At 60.4% G+C, this 18,141-nt stretch carries 21 protein-coding genes; 10 read left to right on the forward strand and 11 right to left on the reverse strand.

Annotation, left to right across the window (positions count from 1 at the left end):
* Positions 1 to 95 precede the first annotated feature (95 nt).
* The 5 genes from ACYZTU_RS09745 (at position 96) to ACYZTU_RS09765 (ending at position 4,513) form a co-directional block, all read left to right on the forward strand.
* Positions 96 to 779: a response regulator gene (locus ACYZTU_RS09745; protein ID WP_074878741.1), complete on the forward strand. Its 684-nt coding sequence runs from the start codon at positions 96 to 98 to the stop codon at positions 777 to 779.
* The gene (locus ACYZTU_RS09750; RefSeq protein WP_461969727.1) at positions 776 to 2,101 is read left to right on the forward strand and encodes an ATP-binding protein; all 1,326 of its coding nucleotides are present in this window, start codon (positions 776 to 778) and stop codon (positions 2,099 to 2,101) included. Before ACYZTU_RS09745 ends, ACYZTU_RS09750 begins: the two co-directional genes overlap by 4 nt.
* A 127-nt stretch (positions 2,102 to 2,228) precedes the next feature.
* Positions 2,229 to 2,714, forward strand: a complete 486-nt coding sequence (locus ACYZTU_RS09755; RefSeq protein ID WP_461969729.1) for a GNAT family N-acetyltransferase — start codon at positions 2,229 to 2,231, stop codon at positions 2,712 to 2,714.
* Positions 2,715 to 2,791: 77 nt separating this feature from the next.
* The gene (locus ACYZTU_RS09760) at positions 2,792 to 4,204 is read left to right on the forward strand and encodes a diaminobutyrate--2-oxoglutarate transaminase (protein WP_461969731.1); all 1,413 of its coding nucleotides are present in this window, start codon (positions 2,792 to 2,794) and stop codon (positions 4,202 to 4,204) included.
* An 81-nt stretch (positions 4,205 to 4,285) separates the two neighbouring features.
* Complete coding sequence (locus ACYZTU_RS09765) at positions 4,286 to 4,513, forward strand: MbtH family protein (protein ID WP_461969733.1); 228 nt, start codon at positions 4,286 to 4,288, stop codon at positions 4,511 to 4,513.
* A gap of 78 nt (positions 4,514 to 4,591) precedes the next feature.
* Here ACYZTU_RS09765 and ACYZTU_RS09770 read toward each other — a convergent pair whose 3' ends face one another.
* The 10 genes from ACYZTU_RS09770 to soxR form a co-directional block, all read right to left on the reverse strand.
* Positions 4,592 to 5,506, reverse strand: a complete 915-nt coding sequence (locus tag ACYZTU_RS09770; protein ID WP_461969735.1) for a metal ABC transporter substrate-binding protein — start codon at positions 5,504 to 5,506, stop codon at positions 4,592 to 4,594.
* Complete coding sequence (locus tag ACYZTU_RS09775; RefSeq protein WP_003226663.1) at positions 5,507 to 6,406, reverse strand: metal ABC transporter permease; 900 nt, start codon at positions 6,404 to 6,406, stop codon at positions 5,507 to 5,509. It abuts the gene before it with no gap.
* Entirely contained in the window at positions 6,406 to 7,149 is a 744-nt protein-coding gene (locus ACYZTU_RS09780) for a metal ABC transporter ATP-binding protein (RefSeq protein WP_461969737.1), read from the reverse strand. The genes ACYZTU_RS09775 and ACYZTU_RS09780 overlap by 1 nt, the downstream gene beginning before the upstream one ends.
* A complete protein-coding gene (locus ACYZTU_RS09785; RefSeq protein WP_461969739.1) occupies positions 7,146 to 8,075 on the reverse strand; it encodes a metal ABC transporter substrate-binding protein in 930 nt (309 codons plus the stop codon). Before ACYZTU_RS09785 ends, ACYZTU_RS09780 begins: the two co-directional genes overlap by 4 nt.
* Before the next feature lie 35 nt (positions 8,076 to 8,110).
* The gene (locus ACYZTU_RS09790; protein ID WP_461969741.1) at positions 8,111 to 8,683 is read right to left on the reverse strand and encodes a DUF6162 family protein; all 573 of its coding nucleotides are present in this window, start codon (positions 8,681 to 8,683) and stop codon (positions 8,111 to 8,113) included.
* Entirely contained in the window at positions 8,680 to 9,009 is a 330-nt protein-coding gene (locus ACYZTU_RS09795) for a hypothetical protein (RefSeq protein WP_461969743.1), read from the reverse strand. The genes ACYZTU_RS09790 and ACYZTU_RS09795 overlap by 4 nt, the downstream gene beginning before the upstream one ends.
* Positions 9,006 to 9,548 carry a thiamine pyrophosphate-binding protein gene (locus ACYZTU_RS09800; protein WP_461969745.1) on the reverse strand — a complete coding sequence of 181 codons (543 nt, stop codon included), beginning with the start codon at positions 9,546 to 9,548 and terminating at the stop codon, positions 9,006 to 9,008. The genes ACYZTU_RS09795 and ACYZTU_RS09800 overlap by 4 nt, the downstream gene beginning before the upstream one ends.
* Positions 9,545 to 10,744 (reverse strand): PepSY-associated TM helix domain-containing protein, encoded by a 1,200-nt coding sequence (locus tag ACYZTU_RS09805; protein WP_461969747.1) that lies wholly within the window; start codon positions 10,742 to 10,744, stop codon positions 9,545 to 9,547. The genes ACYZTU_RS09800 and ACYZTU_RS09805 overlap by 4 nt, the downstream gene beginning before the upstream one ends.
* Before the next feature lie 275 nt (positions 10,745 to 11,019).
* Positions 11,020 to 11,478, reverse strand: coding sequence for a VOC family protein (locus ACYZTU_RS09810; RefSeq protein ID WP_461969749.1), 459 nt, complete (start codon positions 11,476 to 11,478; stop codon positions 11,020 to 11,022).
* Between the two features lie 129 nt (positions 11,479 to 11,607).
* Positions 11,608 to 12,054, reverse strand: coding sequence for a redox-sensitive transcriptional activator SoxR (gene soxR, locus ACYZTU_RS09815; protein ID WP_461969751.1), 447 nt, complete (start codon positions 12,052 to 12,054; stop codon positions 11,608 to 11,610).
* Between the two features lie 95 nt (positions 12,055 to 12,149).
* Between soxR and ACYZTU_RS09820 the strand changes: the two genes are divergently transcribed.
* Complete coding sequence (locus ACYZTU_RS09820) at positions 12,150 to 12,515, forward strand: antibiotic biosynthesis monooxygenase (protein ID WP_461969753.1); 366 nt, start codon at positions 12,150 to 12,152, stop codon at positions 12,513 to 12,515.
* Here the strand turns inward: ACYZTU_RS09820 and ACYZTU_RS09825 are convergent.
* A complete protein-coding gene (locus tag ACYZTU_RS09825) occupies positions 12,512 to 13,615 on the reverse strand; it encodes a sigma-54 interaction domain-containing protein (protein ID WP_461969755.1) in 1,104 nt (367 codons plus the stop codon). The genes ACYZTU_RS09820 and ACYZTU_RS09825 overlap by 4 nt on opposite strands.
* A 290-nt stretch (positions 13,616 to 13,905) precedes the next feature.
* On the opposite strand from ACYZTU_RS09825, the gene ACYZTU_RS09830 reads away from it, so the two are divergent.
* From ACYZTU_RS09830 to ACYZTU_RS09845, 4 genes are all read left to right on the forward strand, one after another.
* Positions 13,906 to 14,175 carry a hypothetical protein gene (locus ACYZTU_RS09830; protein ID WP_461969757.1) on the forward strand — a complete coding sequence of 90 codons (270 nt, stop codon included), beginning with the start codon at positions 13,906 to 13,908 and terminating at the stop codon, positions 14,173 to 14,175.
* 94 nt (positions 14,176 to 14,269) lie between these two features.
* Complete coding sequence (locus tag ACYZTU_RS09835) at positions 14,270 to 14,884, forward strand: LysE family translocator (RefSeq protein ID WP_461969758.1); 615 nt, start codon at positions 14,270 to 14,272, stop codon at positions 14,882 to 14,884.
* A gap of 203 nt (positions 14,885 to 15,087) precedes the next feature.
* Complete coding sequence (locus ACYZTU_RS09840) at positions 15,088 to 16,245, forward strand: cysteine desulfurase family protein (RefSeq protein ID WP_461969760.1); 1,158 nt, start codon at positions 15,088 to 15,090, stop codon at positions 16,243 to 16,245.
* 65 nt (positions 16,246 to 16,310) lie between these two features.
* Positions 16,311 to 18,119: an aminopeptidase P family protein gene (locus ACYZTU_RS09845; RefSeq protein ID WP_461969762.1), complete on the forward strand. Its 1,809-nt coding sequence runs from the start codon at positions 16,311 to 16,313 to the stop codon at positions 18,117 to 18,119.
* The last annotated feature ends 22 nt before the right edge of the window (positions 18,120 to 18,141 follow it).

Consider the following 18,141-nt stretch of genomic DNA (forward strand, 5'->3'; position numbering starts at 1 on the left):
GATTAACCGCGGTGGCCTTGTGGCATTGGCGCTTGCGGCATAATGTCCGCTTAATCGGCCACCGGCCTAATCAGCTTTTTTCTACGGGGCTCCCCATGCACGTACTGGTTTGCGAAGACGATGAGCTGATTGCCAGCGGCATTGTCGCCGGCCTCACCGCTCAGGGCCTGACGGTAGAGCACGTCGCTACCGCGTCGTCTGCCCGGGCGATGCTCAAGGTCGCCGAGTTCGATGTGATGGTGCTCGACCTCGGTCTGCCCGATGAAGACGGTTTGAAGCTGCTGCAGCAGTTGCGACACAGCGGTCTGGAAATCCCGGTGTTGATCCTCACCGCCCGGGATTCAGTCACCGACCGCGTCGATGGCTTGCAAGCCGGCGCTGACGATTACTTGCTCAAGCCTTTCGACCTGCGCGAACTCGCCGCGCGTCTGCATACGCTGCTACGACGAGTGGCGGGACGCAGTGTCAACCTGATCGAGCACGGCCGTTTGACTTACGACCCGAGCAGCCGCGAAACCATGCTGGGCGGCCAGCCGGTTGACCTTTCCCGTCGCGAGCAGTCGCTGCTGCAGGCCTTGCTGCATAACCGGGGCCGGGTGCTGTCCACCGAGCAACTCAAAGACAGCGTCTACGGTTTCAACGATGAACTGGAAAGCAACGCCCTCAACGTGCATATCCATCACCTGCGGCGCAAACTCGGCAATGGCATTGTCGAGACCGTGCGCGGCCTGGGCTATCGCCTGGGGCCGGCCGATGGCGCAGAGGAATTGAAAAAGTGATGAGCCTGCGATTGCGCCTGAGCCTGACACTCGGCGCCGCTTTTGCGCTGATCTGGGCCCTGGCTGCGGCCTGGATGCTCAGCGACCTGCGCAACCAAATGATGTTTTCCCTCGACCAGCGGCTGGTGGCATCGGCACGCATGGTCGCCGGCTTGATGGAACAATTGCCCGCATTGCCGACTAAGGGCGAGGGCACTCATTTCAGCGCTGAACAACTGAACATCCCCGGTGGCATGGCCTGTCAGGTCAGTTCATTGCGTGGCGAAATCCTCGCCCGCAGTCACACCGATCCGCAACAAACCCTGGAAGCCGAGAAAATGGGCTTCCACGATCAGATGATCGACGGCGCGCCGTGGCGCAGTTTCACTCTGGCCCGCGGCGATCTGCGCATCACCACCGCCGATCGGCAGATCGAGCGTGAGGCTCTGAACCTGTCGATCCTGCTGGCGGCTTCGGTGCCGGTGGGAGTGGCCTTGCTCGGTTGCCTGTGCCTGTTGTGGCTGGGTATTGGCCAAGGGCTGGCGCCACTCAACCGCATGCGCGATGCCTTGATGCGCCGCAGCGCAGATTCCCTGGAACCGCTGCAGATCCAGCCTCTGCCCAGCGAACTGCAACCGTTGCTGGACACCCAGAATCAGCTGTTCCAACGGATCGGCAAGACCATCGAACGGGAACGCCGTCTGACCGGTGACGCCGCCCACGAGTTGCGCAGCCCGCTGACGGCGATCAAGACCCACCTGCAAGTGGCGCGCATGACCGATGGCGCGGCCCGGGATCAATCCCTGGCCCGGGCCGAAGAGGGTGCCGATCGCTTGCACCGCACCCTTGAGCAATTGCTGCTACTGGCGCGGGTCGAGGGCAGTCTGTCGTTCGATGATGGTGTGCAATGCAGCGCCGAGCATGTGGCGAAACTGGCGATTCAGGACGCCGCCAGCGGTGATCGTCGGCGGATCAAATTTCAGGTGCCGCAGAAGATCTCTCACGCCCCGGTGCAAATGCCCGCCGTGCTGTCGATTGCCGCACTGCGCAACCTGCTGGACAACGCGCTGCGTCATACCCCGGGCGACGGCGCGGTGGAGCTGAGTCTGGTAACCACCGGCAATCGCGTGCAGTTTGTGGTTCGCGACCATGGGCCCGGCATTGCCGAAGACGATCTGCAACACCTGACCCAACGCTTCTGGCGCCACGGCCAGAGCACCGGCTGCGGTCTCGGTCTGGCGATTGTCCAGGCGATTGTCCAGCGCTGCGGCTGCACCCTGCATTTCGACAGCCGGCCGGATGGGCTGCGGGTTGAGTTGACCATGCCGTTGCAACCGATTTAACCCACAATACAAACCCACATTAGTGCTGTGTTGCACATCAAATGTAACTTCTCTCCATTAGTCACCGACTCCCCACAGCGCTATTGTCCCCGGCAGCTTTGACTCAATGGATTGAGGTAACAGCGCCATGGATGCACCTATACACATTTGCAAGGCAACCCCCGCCGACGCCGGCATCATTAGCCGGATCGTCGAGCGCTCCATTCGCGTGGGTTGTGCGCTCGACCATCGCAACGATCCGCTAACCGTCGCCACCTGGACCCACAACAAGACCATCGAACACGTGCAGCCCTGGCTGACCGACCAGCGGTTGTACCTGAACATCGCCCTGTTGCAGGACAAACCGGTTGGGGTCGCCATGGCCGCGATCAGTGGCAAGGTCGCATTCTGTTACGTGCAGCCGGAATGGTTTCGTCGCGGGGCCGGGCAAGCACTGGTGCACGACCTCGAAGGCTGGTTGAGCGGTCAGGGTTTGCGCCAGGCACGACTCAATAGCACCCGAACCAGTGAAGCTTTTTACCGTCATCTGGGTTACCAGCCTTGCGCTGAAACCTTCGCGGTGGCGGGGCTCCATGCCATTCCCATGCACAAAGTGCTGACACCCCCTTCCTAGAAAGCTGATCGAGGGTCTAAATCCTCGGCGCCCTGACGCGTTTCCAGAACAGGAAAACCTTATTGAGGGGTCGAGAGATGTCAGTCGCTACCAGCCTTATGGAAGATCAGTCGGCCCGGATCACTCCGGCGCCGACCGAGACGCTTTATCAGTTCAACGAATCGCCGTTGCTGGCCCGTCAAAACCAGCAGGAATCGAATGCCCGCAGCTATCCGCGACGTATTCCCCTGGCCCTCAAACGTGCCAAGGGCATTTATGTCGAAGACGTCGAAGGCCGTCGTTTCATCGACTGCCTGGCCGGCGCCGGGACCCTGGCCCTGGGGCACAACCATTCGGTGGTGATCGAAGCGATCCAGCAAGTGCTGACCGATGAACTGCCCCTGCATACCCTCGACCTGACCACCCCGGTCAAGGATCAGTTCGTTCAGGACCTGTTCGGTTTGCTGCCGCCGGCATTGGCCGCTGAAGCCAAGATCCAGTTCTGCGGCCCGACCGGCACCGACGCGGTGGAAGCCGCGCTGAAACTGGTGCGCACCGCCACCGGACGCAGCACCGTGCTGTCGTTCCAGGGCGGTTATCACGGCATGAGCCAGGGCGCGCTGAGCCTGATGGGCAGTCTGGGGCCGAAAAAGCCCTTGGGCGCCTTGCTCAGCAATGGCGTGCAATTCATGCCGTATCCCTACGATTACCGCTGCCCGTTCGGGCTTGGCGGCGCGCAAGGCGTGCAGGTCAATCTGAACTACCTCGAAAACCTGCTGAATGATCCCGAGGCGGGTGTGCAATTGCCGGCGGCAGTGATCGTTGAAGCGGTGCAGGGCGAGGGCGGGGTGATCCCGGCCGATCTCGACTGGTTGCGCGGCCTGCGGCGGATTACCGAAAAGGCTGGCGTGGCGCTGATCGTCGATGAAATCCAGAGCGGTTTTGCCCGCACCGGCAAGATGTTCGCCTTCGAACACGCCGGGATCATTCCCGACGTGGTGGTCATGTCCAAAGCCATCGGCGGCAGTTTGCCGCTGGCCGTGGTGGTCTATCGTGACTGGCTCGACACCTGGCTGCCGGGCGCCCATGCCGGGACCTTCCGCGGCAATCAGATGGCCATGGCCGCAGGTTCTGCGGTGATGCGTTACCTGACTGAACACAAGGTCTGCGAGCACGCCGCTGCCATGGGCGAACGCTTAAGCGAACACCTGCGCATCCTGCAGCGGGACTTCCCGCAACTGGGTGACATTCGGGGGCGCGGCTTGATGCTTGGCGTTGAACTGGTCGATCCGACGGGTGCGCCGGATGCATTGGGTCATCCGCCGATTTTCGGTCGTCTGGCGCCGCTGGTGCAGCGTGAATGCCTCAAGCGCGGCTTGATTCTTGAACTGGGCGGCCGTCATGGCGGCGTGGTGCGGTTCCTGCCGCCGCTGGTGATCACTGCGGCGGAAATCGATCGAGTGGCCGAGATTTTCGGCAGGGCCATGGCCGCTGCCACCGCCAGCCTCTAAATTTTTCAGCCTCTGGCACGTTCCTTCTACATACCGGCTGCGCACGCAGTGCAGCCCACCCTACAGCGATGGAGAAACACCATGACTTCAGTATTCGACCGCGAGGACATCCTCTTTCAGGTCGTGGTCAACCACGAAGAGCAATACTCGATCTGGCCCGACTACAAAGCCGTGCCTGCAGGCTGGCGCACCGTGGGCAAGAGCGGCCTGAAAAAGGACTGCCTGGCCTACATCGAAGAAACCTGGACCGACATGCGTCCTCTGAGCCTGCGTCAGAAAATGGAAGAACAGGCGGCCGTGGCTCACTAAGTCACCACGCAAAAAGAAGCCCGCTGAACCGGTAAGGTCAGCGGGCTTTTTTTGATCTGGAGTTTGTGTTGTCTGACTTTACGCCCCGCTCAACCCCTTGATCACCAAATCCACATTCCCTTCCAGCTCGGCCACCGGATCCGCCGCATCCACACTCAACACCACCAACCGGCTACCTGCCTCGGCAATCACCGCTTTCAGCGCATCCGACGGTTGTCGATGATGCAACACCACCGCTACGTCATTGTCCTTGAGCGTCGCGCCCAATTGCTTGAGCGTTTCAGGTGTCCACTCGGCGTCCGGCCGCGCATCGAGGCCGATCAGCTCCAGGTTGAGGCCGCCAATCAGATAGCCAAAGTGATCGCTCAGGCTCATCACGCTGAGGTTGTCGGCACTGGCCAACCGCGCTTCGCTGTCGGCGCTGAATTTAAGCAAGCGCTGTTTAAGCGTCGCCAGGTTGGCCTCGATTGTCGGCTTGGCCTCGGGCGCCAGACGCACCAGGTCCGCCGCCATCACGTCCGCCATGCGCCCCATGTTGTTACTGGACAACCACGGCTGACTGTTCAACCCATCTACCTTATTGCCTGGTTGCACGGCGATGCCGGGCAGGGCGCCATCCACCGGGCGCGCGGCATCGACCTCAACGATACGGATGTTGCTACGCCGCGAGATCGGGTACAGCGGATCATCCGCCCACAACGAGCGCAGGCCGATCACCGCATCGGCATCGCTCGCCAGTTTGGCCAGCGCCGGAGCGCCACGACCTGTGAAGTACGCGGTCTGACGGCTGCCAGGCAGGTTGGCCGGTGCGGCACGTTCAAGGTTGACGTCGGTGCCTTTGAGCAAGACTTCGCCCAGACCGTAAGTGATCGGCAAGGAGGCCAATACACGCAGCGGTTTGGCGCTGTCAGCCGCTATGGATGTATTGACCAGCCCACACAGGGGCAATGTGAAGGTCAATGCCAGGGTCAGTTGACGCAGAGAAAAAGACATTTATCCGAGATTCCCTTTCAGGCTTGGGACGACGCCACGGGCAATGGCAGCGAGAGCGAAGGCGATGCCGGCCACCAGAATGATCGCGGCGCCGGACGGGATAGGCAGGTCGAACACAATCGGCGCAAGGATCCCGCACAGCGTACTGACCGTGGCGATCAGCACCGAGCACCAGAAAAACCCCTTGAGCGACTGGCTGAGCAAACGCGCCGCCGCCGCTGGAATCACTAACAGCGCTCCGACCAGAATCGCGCCGATGACTTTCACCGCGGCCACGGTGATCAGCGTCACCAGAATCACAAACAGATAATCCAGGGTCTTCACCGCCACACCGCGAACCGCCGCCAGTTGCGGGTTGAAACTGGCCAGCATGATGCGGTTGTACAGCGGCAAGGCCAGTGCCATGACCAGCGAACCGACGATGGCCAACACCAGCAAGTCATTGCCGTTCACCGTCAGCACCGAACCGAACAGCACGTTTTCAAGGATGTGTACGTTGATTTTTCCCGCCAGAATCAGCAGCAGACTGGCGCCCAGCGCCAACGACACCGACAGAAACACACCGATCAACGTATCCGGCGCCAGACCCGTTCGGTTGCGCAGGTAGTTCAGCAAGATGCCAAACAACAAGCAGTAGCCGAACAGGCTGCCGTAAGGCCCGGTGTAAGGTTCGCCCAGCAAAATGCCGATGGCCACGCCGGTCAGCGCTGCATGTCCCACCGCTTCGGAGAAAAACGCGAAGCGCTTGACCACCACCAGCGTGCCCAGACCGCCCAGCACCGGGCCGATCAGTAAGCCGGCGAGCAGCGCGTTGACCACAAATCCGTAGGCCAGCGCCTCGGGCAGATAACCCGACGAGGCCCAGCCCTGAACCATCAAACGAAAGGCTTCGTAACTCATCAGGCAGCGCTCCGTGGATGGGTCGAAAACAGCGTCAGCAATCGCTCCGGCGTCAGTGCCTGTTTCGGCGTGGCATCGAACAGCACCCGGCGATTGAGCCCAGTGACGCGATCCGCCAACCGTCCAACCGCTTCCAGATCATGTTCGATCCACAGCACGGTGATCCCGCTCTGGCGCCAGTCGCCGAGCAGCCGTTCGAACACCTGAATACCGGCCTCATCGAGCGCCGACATCGGTTCGTCGAGCACCAGCAACTGCGGCGCTGGAATCAGACCCTGAGCCAGCAATACTCGTTGCCGTTCACCGCCGGACAACGCGCCCATGCGCCGCTTGCGTTTGTCCTGCATGCCGACCCGTTCCAGGGCTTCGCCAATGGCGGCGGCGTAGTGTTTGCTCAAGCCGAGGAACGCCGGACGGCGCTGACACATGGCCGCCATGAAATCATCGACGGTCATCGGCAAGCCCCGATCGAATTCCAGGGCTTGAGGCACGTAGCCGATGGTCCCCGGCGTGCCGGGCCATTGCAGACTCAAACGGCCCTGATGGGGCATCTGCCCGAGCAGGGTCTTGATCAGCGAGCTTTTGCCGCCACCGTTGGGGCCGACCAGCGCATGCACGCTGCCGGGCTGAACCTGGAACGTGACGTTATCGAGGATCGTCGTGCGGCCCAGCGTCAGGCTGACGTCGGCGAAATCGAGGGTCGGACCGGCGCTTTGTACCGTCAGGGTTTCTTGTACGGTCATTGGCCGGACTCCTGAATCGCCCGGACCACGGTGTTGAGGTTGCCGGTCATTTCCTTTTCGTACTTGTCGGCGGTGTATTCGCCATAGGAAATGTGCGACAGCGGATACAGCTTCACCCCGGATTCACGCTGGATGGTCTCGACGTAGGTGGACGGGAAATCCATCTCCGAGAAAATCACCTTCACGTCCAGTTCCCGCAGTTGATCGATGGTCTTTTTCAGCTGGCTCGGGCTCGGTTCGATGCCGTGGGCCGGTTCGACCACGGCGGTCACTTCGAGGCCGAATTCACGCAGCAGATAGTCATAAGCCGCGTGAACCGTGGCCACTCGCAGTTGCGCGTTCGGCGCCTGGGTCAGTTTCGCCAAGGCATCGGCGCGCATCTGCCGCAGGCGTTTACCGTAGGCGCGGGCGTTCTGGGTGTAGGTCTTGGCGTTGGCCGGGTCGAGCTTGCCCAGTTCCCGGGCGATGTTGTTGACCTGGGCAATCGAGGCGCTGATCGACAGGAACGTGTGCGGGTTTACAACCTTGCCAGCGCCGCGAGCAGCCGTGCCGGTGGCAGCCAAAAGCGGCACGTTTTCGTTGGCTTCGATCACCGGAACGTTCGGCGTTTCGCTGGCAGCGATCATGCGGTCGGCGAAGTCGTCATGGCCGACGCCGTTGAGCACGATCACGTCCAGCCCGCTGATGCGCTTGATGTCTTCGGCGCGCGGCTCGTAGGCATGTGGGTTGAAACCGGCCGGAATCAGCGGCACCACCTCGGCCTTGTCACCGACGATGTTCGCCACGTAGCTGTAATAAGGGTGCAGGGTGATGCCGATGCGCAGGCGCTTGGCCTCGTCAGCATGGGCCATGGGTGTCAGAAGACAGGCGAACAGGCCGATCAGCAGCAGGCGCAAGAATGGACGGCGTTGAGATGAGCTAGGCATGGGAAAGCGGTCTTCTCTCGGGTGAAGGCGATGGGTCAGTGCCGGTGCTGGCGGGTCACGCCGGCATCGAATTGCGCGACGATCTGCTGCCAGCCGGCGCTTTCGAGCGCGGCGTCGGTGAGATCGGTCGGGGCAGTGAGGGCGTTGGCGCGGTTGAGCCAGACGTCCGGCGCATCGTTGTCAGCGGTCAGGCGCATCAGAAACGAACCGGCCACGGTGGGCGTCTGGCTCTGACCGAAGTAGGCCTTGGCTTTGAGCAACTGCCAGGCATGCCCGCCGCGTCTGATGGAACTGGCGTCCTGGGCGAACGGCGCAAAGCCCTCGTCGGCGAGGGTTTCAGGTGTCGGTAAGGCTTGCTGTTCCTGACGCAGCAGGTGAATTTCGTCGAGCGTCACCCGCAGGTCGGCGTAGATGCCTTGCTCGGACGCGCTCAGGTCGCGGCGGGCATCCAGTTGGTGGCTGCTGACGCTACTGACTTCCTGAGATTCATGGCGCCAAGCGACCACCGAGCCGGCAACCACCAGGATCATCAGGCACAACAGCAACACATAGAGGGTTTCATGGCCGGCACCGGCCGGGCGAACGACGTGTGTGGTTGGCGTACTCATGGGGCTTCGATGTCCGCTTGGTCGATCTCGACGACGTGACCGGGACCTGCATCGAACAGCACGTAGAACTCGGCGCCGGGCTTATTGAAGGTCAGGGTGGAATCGGCACCGAGCTTGCCGGGCACCAGGATGGTTTCGTCATAGCCGATCACGTCCAGGGTCACGCCCGGCGCGCCGCTGCCGTCGGAGAAACCGCCGGTGCATTTGATCTGCTCGGCGTCGATGGCTTTGCATTCGCACATCGGGTTGTGGGCCAGGGCGCTAGCGCTGAAACCGGCGCAGAGCACCAGCAGCACGGCGCTGAGAGGACGTATAACGTTGATCATGGTTTGCCTCCTTGTTGGTTCAGCCAGGCGAGGGTGGCCGGGGATGCCTGGCTCAGGGGGATGGAGGTCTGATGCATGGCGCCGTCCCAGCCTTCCATGGTGATCCACAGCTCGGCGTCGGCTTTGGTTTTCTCGGGGATCGGCAACATCGCGCCCATGCGATACGGCGTGCCGAAGAAAATTACCCCGGCCGCGCGCAGGCTGCGCGGTTTGCCGATGCGCAGGTAAGTGGCCTTGACCTGATCACGGCAGCGGTCGCACAGCGCCGCGTTGAAGTTCTTCATGTAGCCGGCCGGGCCATCGAGCGTCGGTGCTTCGTTACGCAACTCGGCCAGTCGCAGGCTCCAGGGACCCACCTGAACCTCGCCGATTTCCCGCTCACCCAAACCGGTGTCACCGCGAAACAGCGCCGCGTCGGCGAAGTATTTGGGCGTGAACCCGAGCGGCACCAGCAACAGCAGGACGTTGATATGGAAGCGCCATTTGTGCCAGAAACGACTCAGCTTCGACCCCGGTTTTTCCTCAGTGAACAGGCTCATTGGCTGACCTCCGTGGTTTCACGGCTCGTGGCCGGGGCGGTCTGACTGCGTGGGCGTTTATGGCTGCGCTTGAGGGCGTTGGCCGTGGCCAGGGCGGTGCGCTTGGTCCAGATCAACAGGCCGCTGAGGACCATCATGCTGAGGATCAGGCCGAAGAAGAACCAGATCAGTTTGATCCAGATCCCGCCGAAATCGCCGGTGTGCAGCGGACGCATGGATTCGGTCACCAACTCCAGGCCGGAGCGGTCCGACAAAAGGCGGGTGGCGGCGATGTCGCCGGTATACGGGTTGATGTCGGCCGTCTGGAACATCAGCGGATACCAACTGCGCCCGCCCACCGATAGATAGCTATAGGCATTGGCGGGCAGGCTGACGAAGCTGTCGTCCAGGCCGGGAATTCGTTCCTTGGCTTGGCGAATGGCCGTCTCCAGACTGATCATCGGCGCAGGCGAACCGTCGGCAGTCAGCGGGACACTTTCACGCGCAACCACGGCAGCTACCGGCGCGGTGCTGATTGAAATCTGGTTATCGAACATGAACGCCTGAATCAGGAACCAAGTGCTGGTGACGGAAATCACCGCGATGAACCAGATCGACCAGATGCCGCTGAGGCGATGAAAGTCGCCCCAGAAAATCCGCGCGCCGTGACGAATGCGCAAAGTCGGTCGGAAGAAACCTTTCCAGAAGCGCTTGTAGACCACCAGCCCGGTGACCAACGAAGCCAGCAATGGCAGGCTGAGAAACGACACCAGATACCATCCCCAGCTGTAGCCATTGGTAAACGGCACCAGCCACCAGCCATGCAGCGCGCGGGTAAACGCCTTGAAATTGAATTGCGGGGCAGTGCCCTGAATGACGCCGCTGTAGGGATTGACGTAAACCGTCACGGAGCGACCATCGGGGTAGCTGACGTCTACGTCGAGGGCGAAGTGCGATTCATCGGGCCGACTGATGGCCTCAACCAAGGTGTTGGGCTCAGCCTTCTTGATGGCGGCGATGATCTGGTCATAGCTGAGCAGCGGTGCATCGTCCGAGGGTTGGCTGGCGCGCATTTGTGGGTTGGCCAGCCAGACGATTTCCTGACTGACCACCGCCAGGGTGCCGGTCACGCAGACGATCAGCACGAAAAACCAGATCGGCAACGCCAGCCAGCTATGGACCAGAAACCAGAGTTTAGAACGGGATTTCTTCGACATGATTAAAGGTCTTGTTTCGATGAGTGGGCCGCAGCTAAGGGCTTCCCAGCAATGAGGTCCATGAAAGGCCAGGCCGTGGCTTTTGCCTACGCGGGCGACTGCATCTAAATAAGACGGATGAGCAATGGAAATCCCGAACGGGGATGTGAAAGAAAATGTTTCGTATTGCTGGGGGGCTGGATTTTGTTCACTTGGGTGCGGCTGTGCGTACATTGTTCATGAAGTGTGTAGAACCAAGATCGTTCCCACGCAGAGTGTAGGAACGATCATTAGGTTCAACCCTGCTTGAACATCTCCTTCGCCCGCTGCTCAATCTGCTCCTGAGTCAGATCTTCCTTGCGCGTGGCCAGAAACCACAGATGTCCATAGGGATCCTTCAAAGTCCCCGAGCGGTCGCCATAAAACTGATCCTTGACCTCGGACACCACCGTGCCACCGGCGGCAATCGCCTGTTTATACGACGTGTCCACATCGTTCACATACAGGTGCAGGCCCACGGACGGCGACGTGTCCGGATTGCTCAAAGGGCCCTGGTCGCAGGGCGTGCCGAGCATGATCGGGCAATCGCCGATGCGCAGTTCGGCATGCCCGATGCCGCCATCGGGCATGGACAGGCGCATGACTTCGGTGGCGCCAAAGGCTTTCTTGTAGAACTCGATGGCTTCGGCCGCTTTTTGAATGCCTAGATACGGGGTGATGCTGTGATAACCCTCTGGAATGGGTTTGACGCTCATGATGGTTACTCCCTGTTCTTGTCGTGAGTGAAAAGGTGTTTTTTCGCCGATTTCCGGTCGAGTAACTATAGGTCAGCACTTTTCGGTCGACCGAACCCCCGACGAGCAGTAATCACTGTTCAGTTATCATTAAAGCAGCTGCGCCCCGGGCCCTTGCTCCCCCAACACATCGCCAAAATTACGCAACGGACACGCCTCCATCGATAGACACCCACACCCAATGCAGCCCTTCAGCCGGTCCCGCAGCAGCACGAGCTGATTGATCCGCTCATCCAGATCCCGACTCCATTGCGCCGACAGCACCTTCCAGTCCGCCGCCGTCGGTGCCCGGTTGTCCGGCAACGATTTCAATGCCTCACCAATCTCCGCCAGTGGAATGCCCAATCGCTGAGCCACTTTGATCAACGCCACCCGCCGCAACACTTCCCGTGGATAACGCCGCTGGTTGCCCTGGTTGCGATTGCTTTTGATCAAACCCTTGGACTCGTAAAAGTGCAGCGCCGTGACCGCGACGCCGCTGCGCGCAGCCACTTGGCCGACGGTGAGTTCTTTATGCAGATTTTCCGAGGTGATCATTTAAAAAATGCCCCTTGACCTCAAGTTAACCAGAGGTTTTACCCTGCAGGCCTTCGGATCGCAAGATCCGGCTTACAGGTGAGTGGGGACTATTCATGCAAGCGTCAGAGAAAAATCGCAGTTTCACCCAATTGATCGAATTCGAGATCGAACCCCATCAACAGCCCGCGCTGGTGTCGGCGCTGTCTAAGCAGACCGAGCGTCTGGCTCAGGACTTCATAGGGTTTCTGAGCGCCAGCATCCAGGCCAGCGACGATGGCCGGCGAGTGCTCAACTACCTGCAATGGCAAACACGCGAGGCGGGAGAAGCCGCGTTTCAAAGCTTTGAAAGCGGCGAGCAGGATTTCTGGCAGTTGATCCGCGCCCATCAGGCGAAAACCGTGACCTTCGGCTCGTTCCAGGTGCTGCACAGCCTGGAACGCAGCCACGACAATGCGCTGCACTGCAATCTGGTGGGTTAGATCGACAACTGCATGACACGCTCGCCCTTGAGGTTCTCCATGGGCCGGCGCTTGTTCACCGCCAGCTCGCCGATCTTGATCAGTCGCGTGCGCGTTACGTTGCGGCTCAATCCCAGCAACGCAGCGGTGTGCACCTGGTTGTAATGACTGAAACGATAGGCCGCTCGCAGCAAAGCGTCTTCGACTTTTTCGTGCAGCGCTCCGGCCTGTTCTTCGAAGAGCTTTTGAAAGGCCCGATCGAGCAGACCTTCCGGTGAGTCGTCGACGTTGCAGTGGAAATCGTCCTGACGCCCGACGCGCAGGTTCGACAGGCGCAAGTCGTCGCGTTCGATCACACCGTTACGGCAGATCAGCAGGGTGCGGTGAATGACGTTTTCCAGTTCGCGGATGTTGCCCGGCCAGCTGTAGCTGCGCAGTTTCAGTTCGGCTTCTTTGCTGAGGGTGATGGTGCCGTAACCGAGGCGCTGGCTGTAGGCGTCGACGAAGTGTCGGGTCAGCGGCAGGATGTCGCCGGGGCGGTCGCGCAGCGGGCTCAATTCCAGGCTGACGACGTCGAGGCGGTAGTACAAATCCTCGCGGAAATGCCCGGCGTTGATGGCTTTCTCCAGTTGCACATTGGTCGCGGCCAGCACCCGCACGTTGATGGGAGTGCTCTGGCGCGAACCCAGTCGCACCACTTCGCGCTCCTGCAACACCCGCAACAACTTGACCTGAATCGCCATCGGCAAATCGCCGATTTCATCGAGGAACAACGTCCCGCCGTCGGCCTCTTCGAACCAGCCGGCCTTGGCGCTCAGCGCACCGGTAAAGGCGCCTTTTTCATGGCCGAACAACTCGGCCTCCACCAGGGATTCAGAGAACGCGCCGCAGTTCACCGCCACAAATGGCCGGTTTCGCCGGGCGCTGAGGTTGTGGATATGCCGCGCCACCAGCTCCTTGCCGGTGCCGGTTTCACCGATGATCAGCACGCTGGCTTCGCTCGGTGCTACTTGTCGAATGTGTGCGAGCAAGTCTTGGGATTTAGGGTCTTCGAACACCTGCGCCGTGGCGCGGATCGAGGTGGCCAGGGCGGGTGAGGGCGGTAAGGTCAGCAGTTGCATGGGCAGGCTCCATGAATAAGGCTATGAATAGAAAGTCGGGATCGGCAGGGACTGGTTCAACGCTCAGTCATCCAGTCCATGGAGTGCGTGAAGCGTTGTTATAAAGGCTCTGTGTTATTCCGTAAAAGACTGTAAATTAATATTTATAGATCATTTTGAAATATAAAATGGTCTGCTTCAGCGTAGTGGGCCAAAGTCGATAGCCACTATCGAGAGCGTTGATTTCTGCGATTCAGATGCCCGGCGTAGCCTGTGTTCATTGCCCCAATCCAGTTGCCAGGACGTCAACCATGAAACCTCTATTCGCCACTTTCTTGCTGCTTGTAGTCTCCGTTCTCGCCGGATGTGCCAGCCATGTTTCCCCGGAATTACGACCCTACACCGCGGAAGAAACCAAGGAACTGGCACTTGAGGACTTGAATCGTCGCGGTCTGTCTTTCGAGGAGTACCACGCGAAGAAAGCTGAATTGCTCGGCCAACCGCAGAAGTCGTTCAGTTTCGACAAACAAGGCGAAATGAACGCTGAACGTGCTGTACAGCTTCACGGTCGTCCTAGCTGAAACTGTACGGGTCGAAGTTTCACGTAACTGTCCATGGGTTTCCCTCAAGGCGTGCGATAGGGTCAACACCTGACTGACCTGATGGATCGCTGCCATGACGCTCTCGCTCGATTTGCTGCTGGGCTTCGCCCTCTTTGCGCTTGTTACCTCGATTACTCCCGGCCCCAACAACACTATGTTGCTGGCATCGGGTGTGAACTTCGGCTTTAACCGCACCATTCCCCACATGCTTGGCGTCACCTGCGGGTTCTTCGTGCTCGTGGTGGCGGTAGGTTTCGGGTTGGGCGCAGTTTTTCAAACCTATCCGTTGCTCTACACCGTGTTGCGTTACGTCGGTGCGATGTATTTGCTGTACTTGGCGTGGAAAATCGCCCATTCAGGGCCGGTCTCCGAGAGCGAAAAGGGCGAGAGCAAGCCGATCAGTTACTTGGGCGCGGCGGCGTTTCAGTGGGTCAATCCCAAGGCGTGGATCATGGCCATCGGTGCCATCAGCACTTACACGCCGATGCAGGGCTACTTCACCAACGTGATCGTGATTGCGGCCGTGTTCGCCTTGATCAACCTGCCGAGCGTTGGTGTCTGGGCAGGTTGCGGCACGTTGTTGCGCAACGTGCTGAAGGATCGTCGCTGGTTGCGGCGGTTCAACTGGGGCATGGCGTTGCTGCTGGTGGCTTCGCTGTATCCGTTGTTGCTCGAAAGCTTTAGCTGACGCATTGCTTCAACCGGTTGCCCGATGCCTGTTAAGCTCGACTTCAGGAGCGTTCCTACGCACTTTTAAATGAAGTTGTTCTTCTTTAACGGCCTCCGATCAGGTATTTCTAACGCTCTGAACGGTCGGCGCAGCTCACGAGGCTGCGTTTGACGTTTCAGTGACGAGCTTCCTGATCCCGGAACACGCTCTGCGAGTCTTTTATGAATAAACGTCCGTTGTATTTCGACTACGCCGCCACCACGCCGGTGGATGAGCGAGTCATCAAGGTGATGGTCGAGTGTCTGGGTTTTACCGGCAATTTCGGCAATCCGGCGTCCAGCTCCCATGCGTTCGGGCAACAGGCCCGGCAATCGGTCGAGCAGGCGCGGCGACAGGTCGCCGAACTGGTTGGCGCTCAAGCGCAACAGATCGTCTGGACCTCCGGCGCCACCGAATCGAACAACCTTGCCCTCAAGGGCGTGGCCCAGGCCCGCGGCGTTTCTGGCGGCCACATCATCACCAGCCAGATCGAACACAAAGCGATTCTCGACACGGCAAAGCAGTTGCAGGACGCCGGTGTTGCGGTGACTTATCTGGTGCCTGACGCCGAGGGTTTGATTACCCCACAAGCGGTCAGCGAAGCGATGCGCGAAGACACCTTTCTGGTGTCGCTGATGCTGGTCAACAACGAGCTGGGCACCCTCAACGACATCCCGGCCATTGGTCAGGTAGTGCGTGATCGCAATGCGTTGTTCCATGTCGATGCGGCTCAGGGCGCGGGCAAAGTGGCGATCGATCTGGCCGATTGGCCGGTGGATCTGATGTCGTTTTCCGCCCACAAACTCTATGGCCCCAAAGGCATCGGCGCGTTGTACGTCGGGCCTCGCGCGCAACAGCGCTTGCAGGCGCAGATCCACGGTGGTGGTCACGAGGGCGGTTTGCGTTCCGGCACCCTGGCGACTCACCAGATCGCCGCCATGGGTGTGGCCTTTGCGTTGGCGGCGGCCTCGTTCGATGAAGAGAAAGCCACGATCGCGCGCCTGCGTGAACGCTTGCTTGAGCCGCTGCTGAGCATTCCCGGGGTTCGGCTCAACGGCAGCCCGACCCAACGCATTCCCCATACCCTGAGCCTGACCTTCAACGAAGGCGAGTTCAACTCTGCGGTGCTGATCCAGTCGATTGCGTTTTCCGCGACCTCGGCCTGCAACTCCGCCAGCAATGCTCCCTCCCATGTGCTGCTGGCCCTGGGGCATGACGCCCGCTCGGCGAGTCGCACCATTCGCTTGAGTCTCGGCCGGTTCACTACCGAGCAGGACATCGACCAAGCGGTACACCTGATTCAAGCGGCCTGCGCCAGTGCTCCGGCATTCTGGCAATAAGGTCTGAAAGTGCCGGCGTTGATCGGCACTCAACAATAATGATGAAGTGATTAGCAGGAGACACGATGAGTACGCAGCCTTCAATCAATGGATCGGTGCCCCAACGCCTGGCGCAAACCCGCGAACTGATGAGCCGGGAGGGCATTCACGCTCTGCTGGTGCCGTCGGCCGACCCGCATCTTTCGGAATACCTGCCGGGTTACTGGCAAGGACGGCAATGGTTGTCGGGGTTCCATGGCTCGGTCGGCACGCTGATTGTTACGCCGGACTTTGCCGGTGTCTGGGCCGACAGCCGTTATTGGGAACAAGCGACCAAGGAACTCAAGGGCAGCGGTATCGAACTGGTCAAGCTGCAACCGGGTCAACCCGGCCCGCTGGACTGGCTGGCCGAGCAAACCCCTGAAGGCGGCGTCGTCGCGGTAGATGGTGCAGTGATGGCCGTGGCTTCGGCGCGTACTTTGAGTGGCAAGCTCGAAGAACGCGGCGCACGTCTGCGCACCGACATCGACTTGTTGAGCGGAGTCTGGAGCGACCGTCCGACGCTGCCGAATGAACCGATCTATCAACACCTGCCACCTCAGGCAACTGTCAGCCGCGGCGAAAAACTGGCCAAGCTGCGTGAGGTTTTGAAAGATCGCGGTGCCGACTGGCATTTCATCGCCACCCTCGATGACATCGCCTGGCTGTTCAACTTGCGCGGCGGCGACGTGTCGTTCAATCCGGTGTTTGTTTCCTTTGCTTTGATCAGCCAGCAGCAGGCAACCCTGTTCGTTGCCCTGAGCAAGGTCGATACCGAACTGCGCGCGGTCCTTGAACAGGACGGCGTAACCCTGCGCGACTACAGCGAAGTGGCTGCCGCCTTGCGCGCCGTACCGAGCGGGGCGAGTCTGCAAGTCGATCCGGCGCGCGTCACCGCCGGCTTGCTGGATAACCTGGATAGCGGCGTGAAGCTGGTCGAAGGCCTGAATCCGACGACGTTGGCCAAATCGCAAAAAAGCCTGGCCGATGCCGAGCACATTCGTCAGGCCATGGAGCAGGACGGCGCGGCGCTATGCGAGTTCTTCACCTGGCTGGACACGGCGTTGGGTCGTGAGCGCATCACCGAACTGACCATCGACGAACACCTGACGGGGGCGCGTACCCGACGTCCGGGATATGTATCACTGAGCTTCAATACCATTGCCGCGTTCAACGCCAATGGCGCAATGCCGCACTACCACGCCACCGAAGAAGAACATGCGGTGATCGAAGGCGATGGTCTGTTGTTGATCGACTCCGGCGGCCAGTACCTGGGCGGCACCACCGATATCACTCGGATGGTGCCGGTCGGTACGCCGACCGATGAGCAGAAGCGCGATTGCACGCGGGTGCTCAAAGGCGTGATTGCGCTGTCCCGTGCGCAATTCCCAAAAGGCATTCTGTCGCCGTTGCTGGACTCCATTGCCCGCGCGCCGATCTGGGCTGAAAGCGTTGATTACGGTCACGGCACCGGTCATGGCGTCGGCTACTTCCTCAACGTGCACGAGGGTCCGCAGGTCATCGCCTACCAAGCCGCCGCCGCGCCACACACTGCAATGCAGCCGGGCATGATCACCTCCATCGAGCCGGGCACTTACCGTCCAGGACGCTGGGGTGTGCGGATCGAGAACCTGGTGTTGAACCGCGAGGCGGGCAAAAGTGAATTCGGTGAATTCCTGAAGTTCGAAACCCTGACGTTGTGCCCGATCGACACTCGCTGCCTGGAGCCGTCGCTGCTGACGGTTGACGAAAAACAGTGGTTCAACGCCTACCACGCCGAGGTGCGCGAGCGCTTGAGCCCGTTGCTCGACGGTGCAGCCCTTGAGTGGTTGAACACCCGCACTGCGGCTATTTGATCGGTTGGAGTGCAGGCGCTTC

This window comes from Pseudomonas sp. HLT2-19-2, from assembly GCF_054898005.1.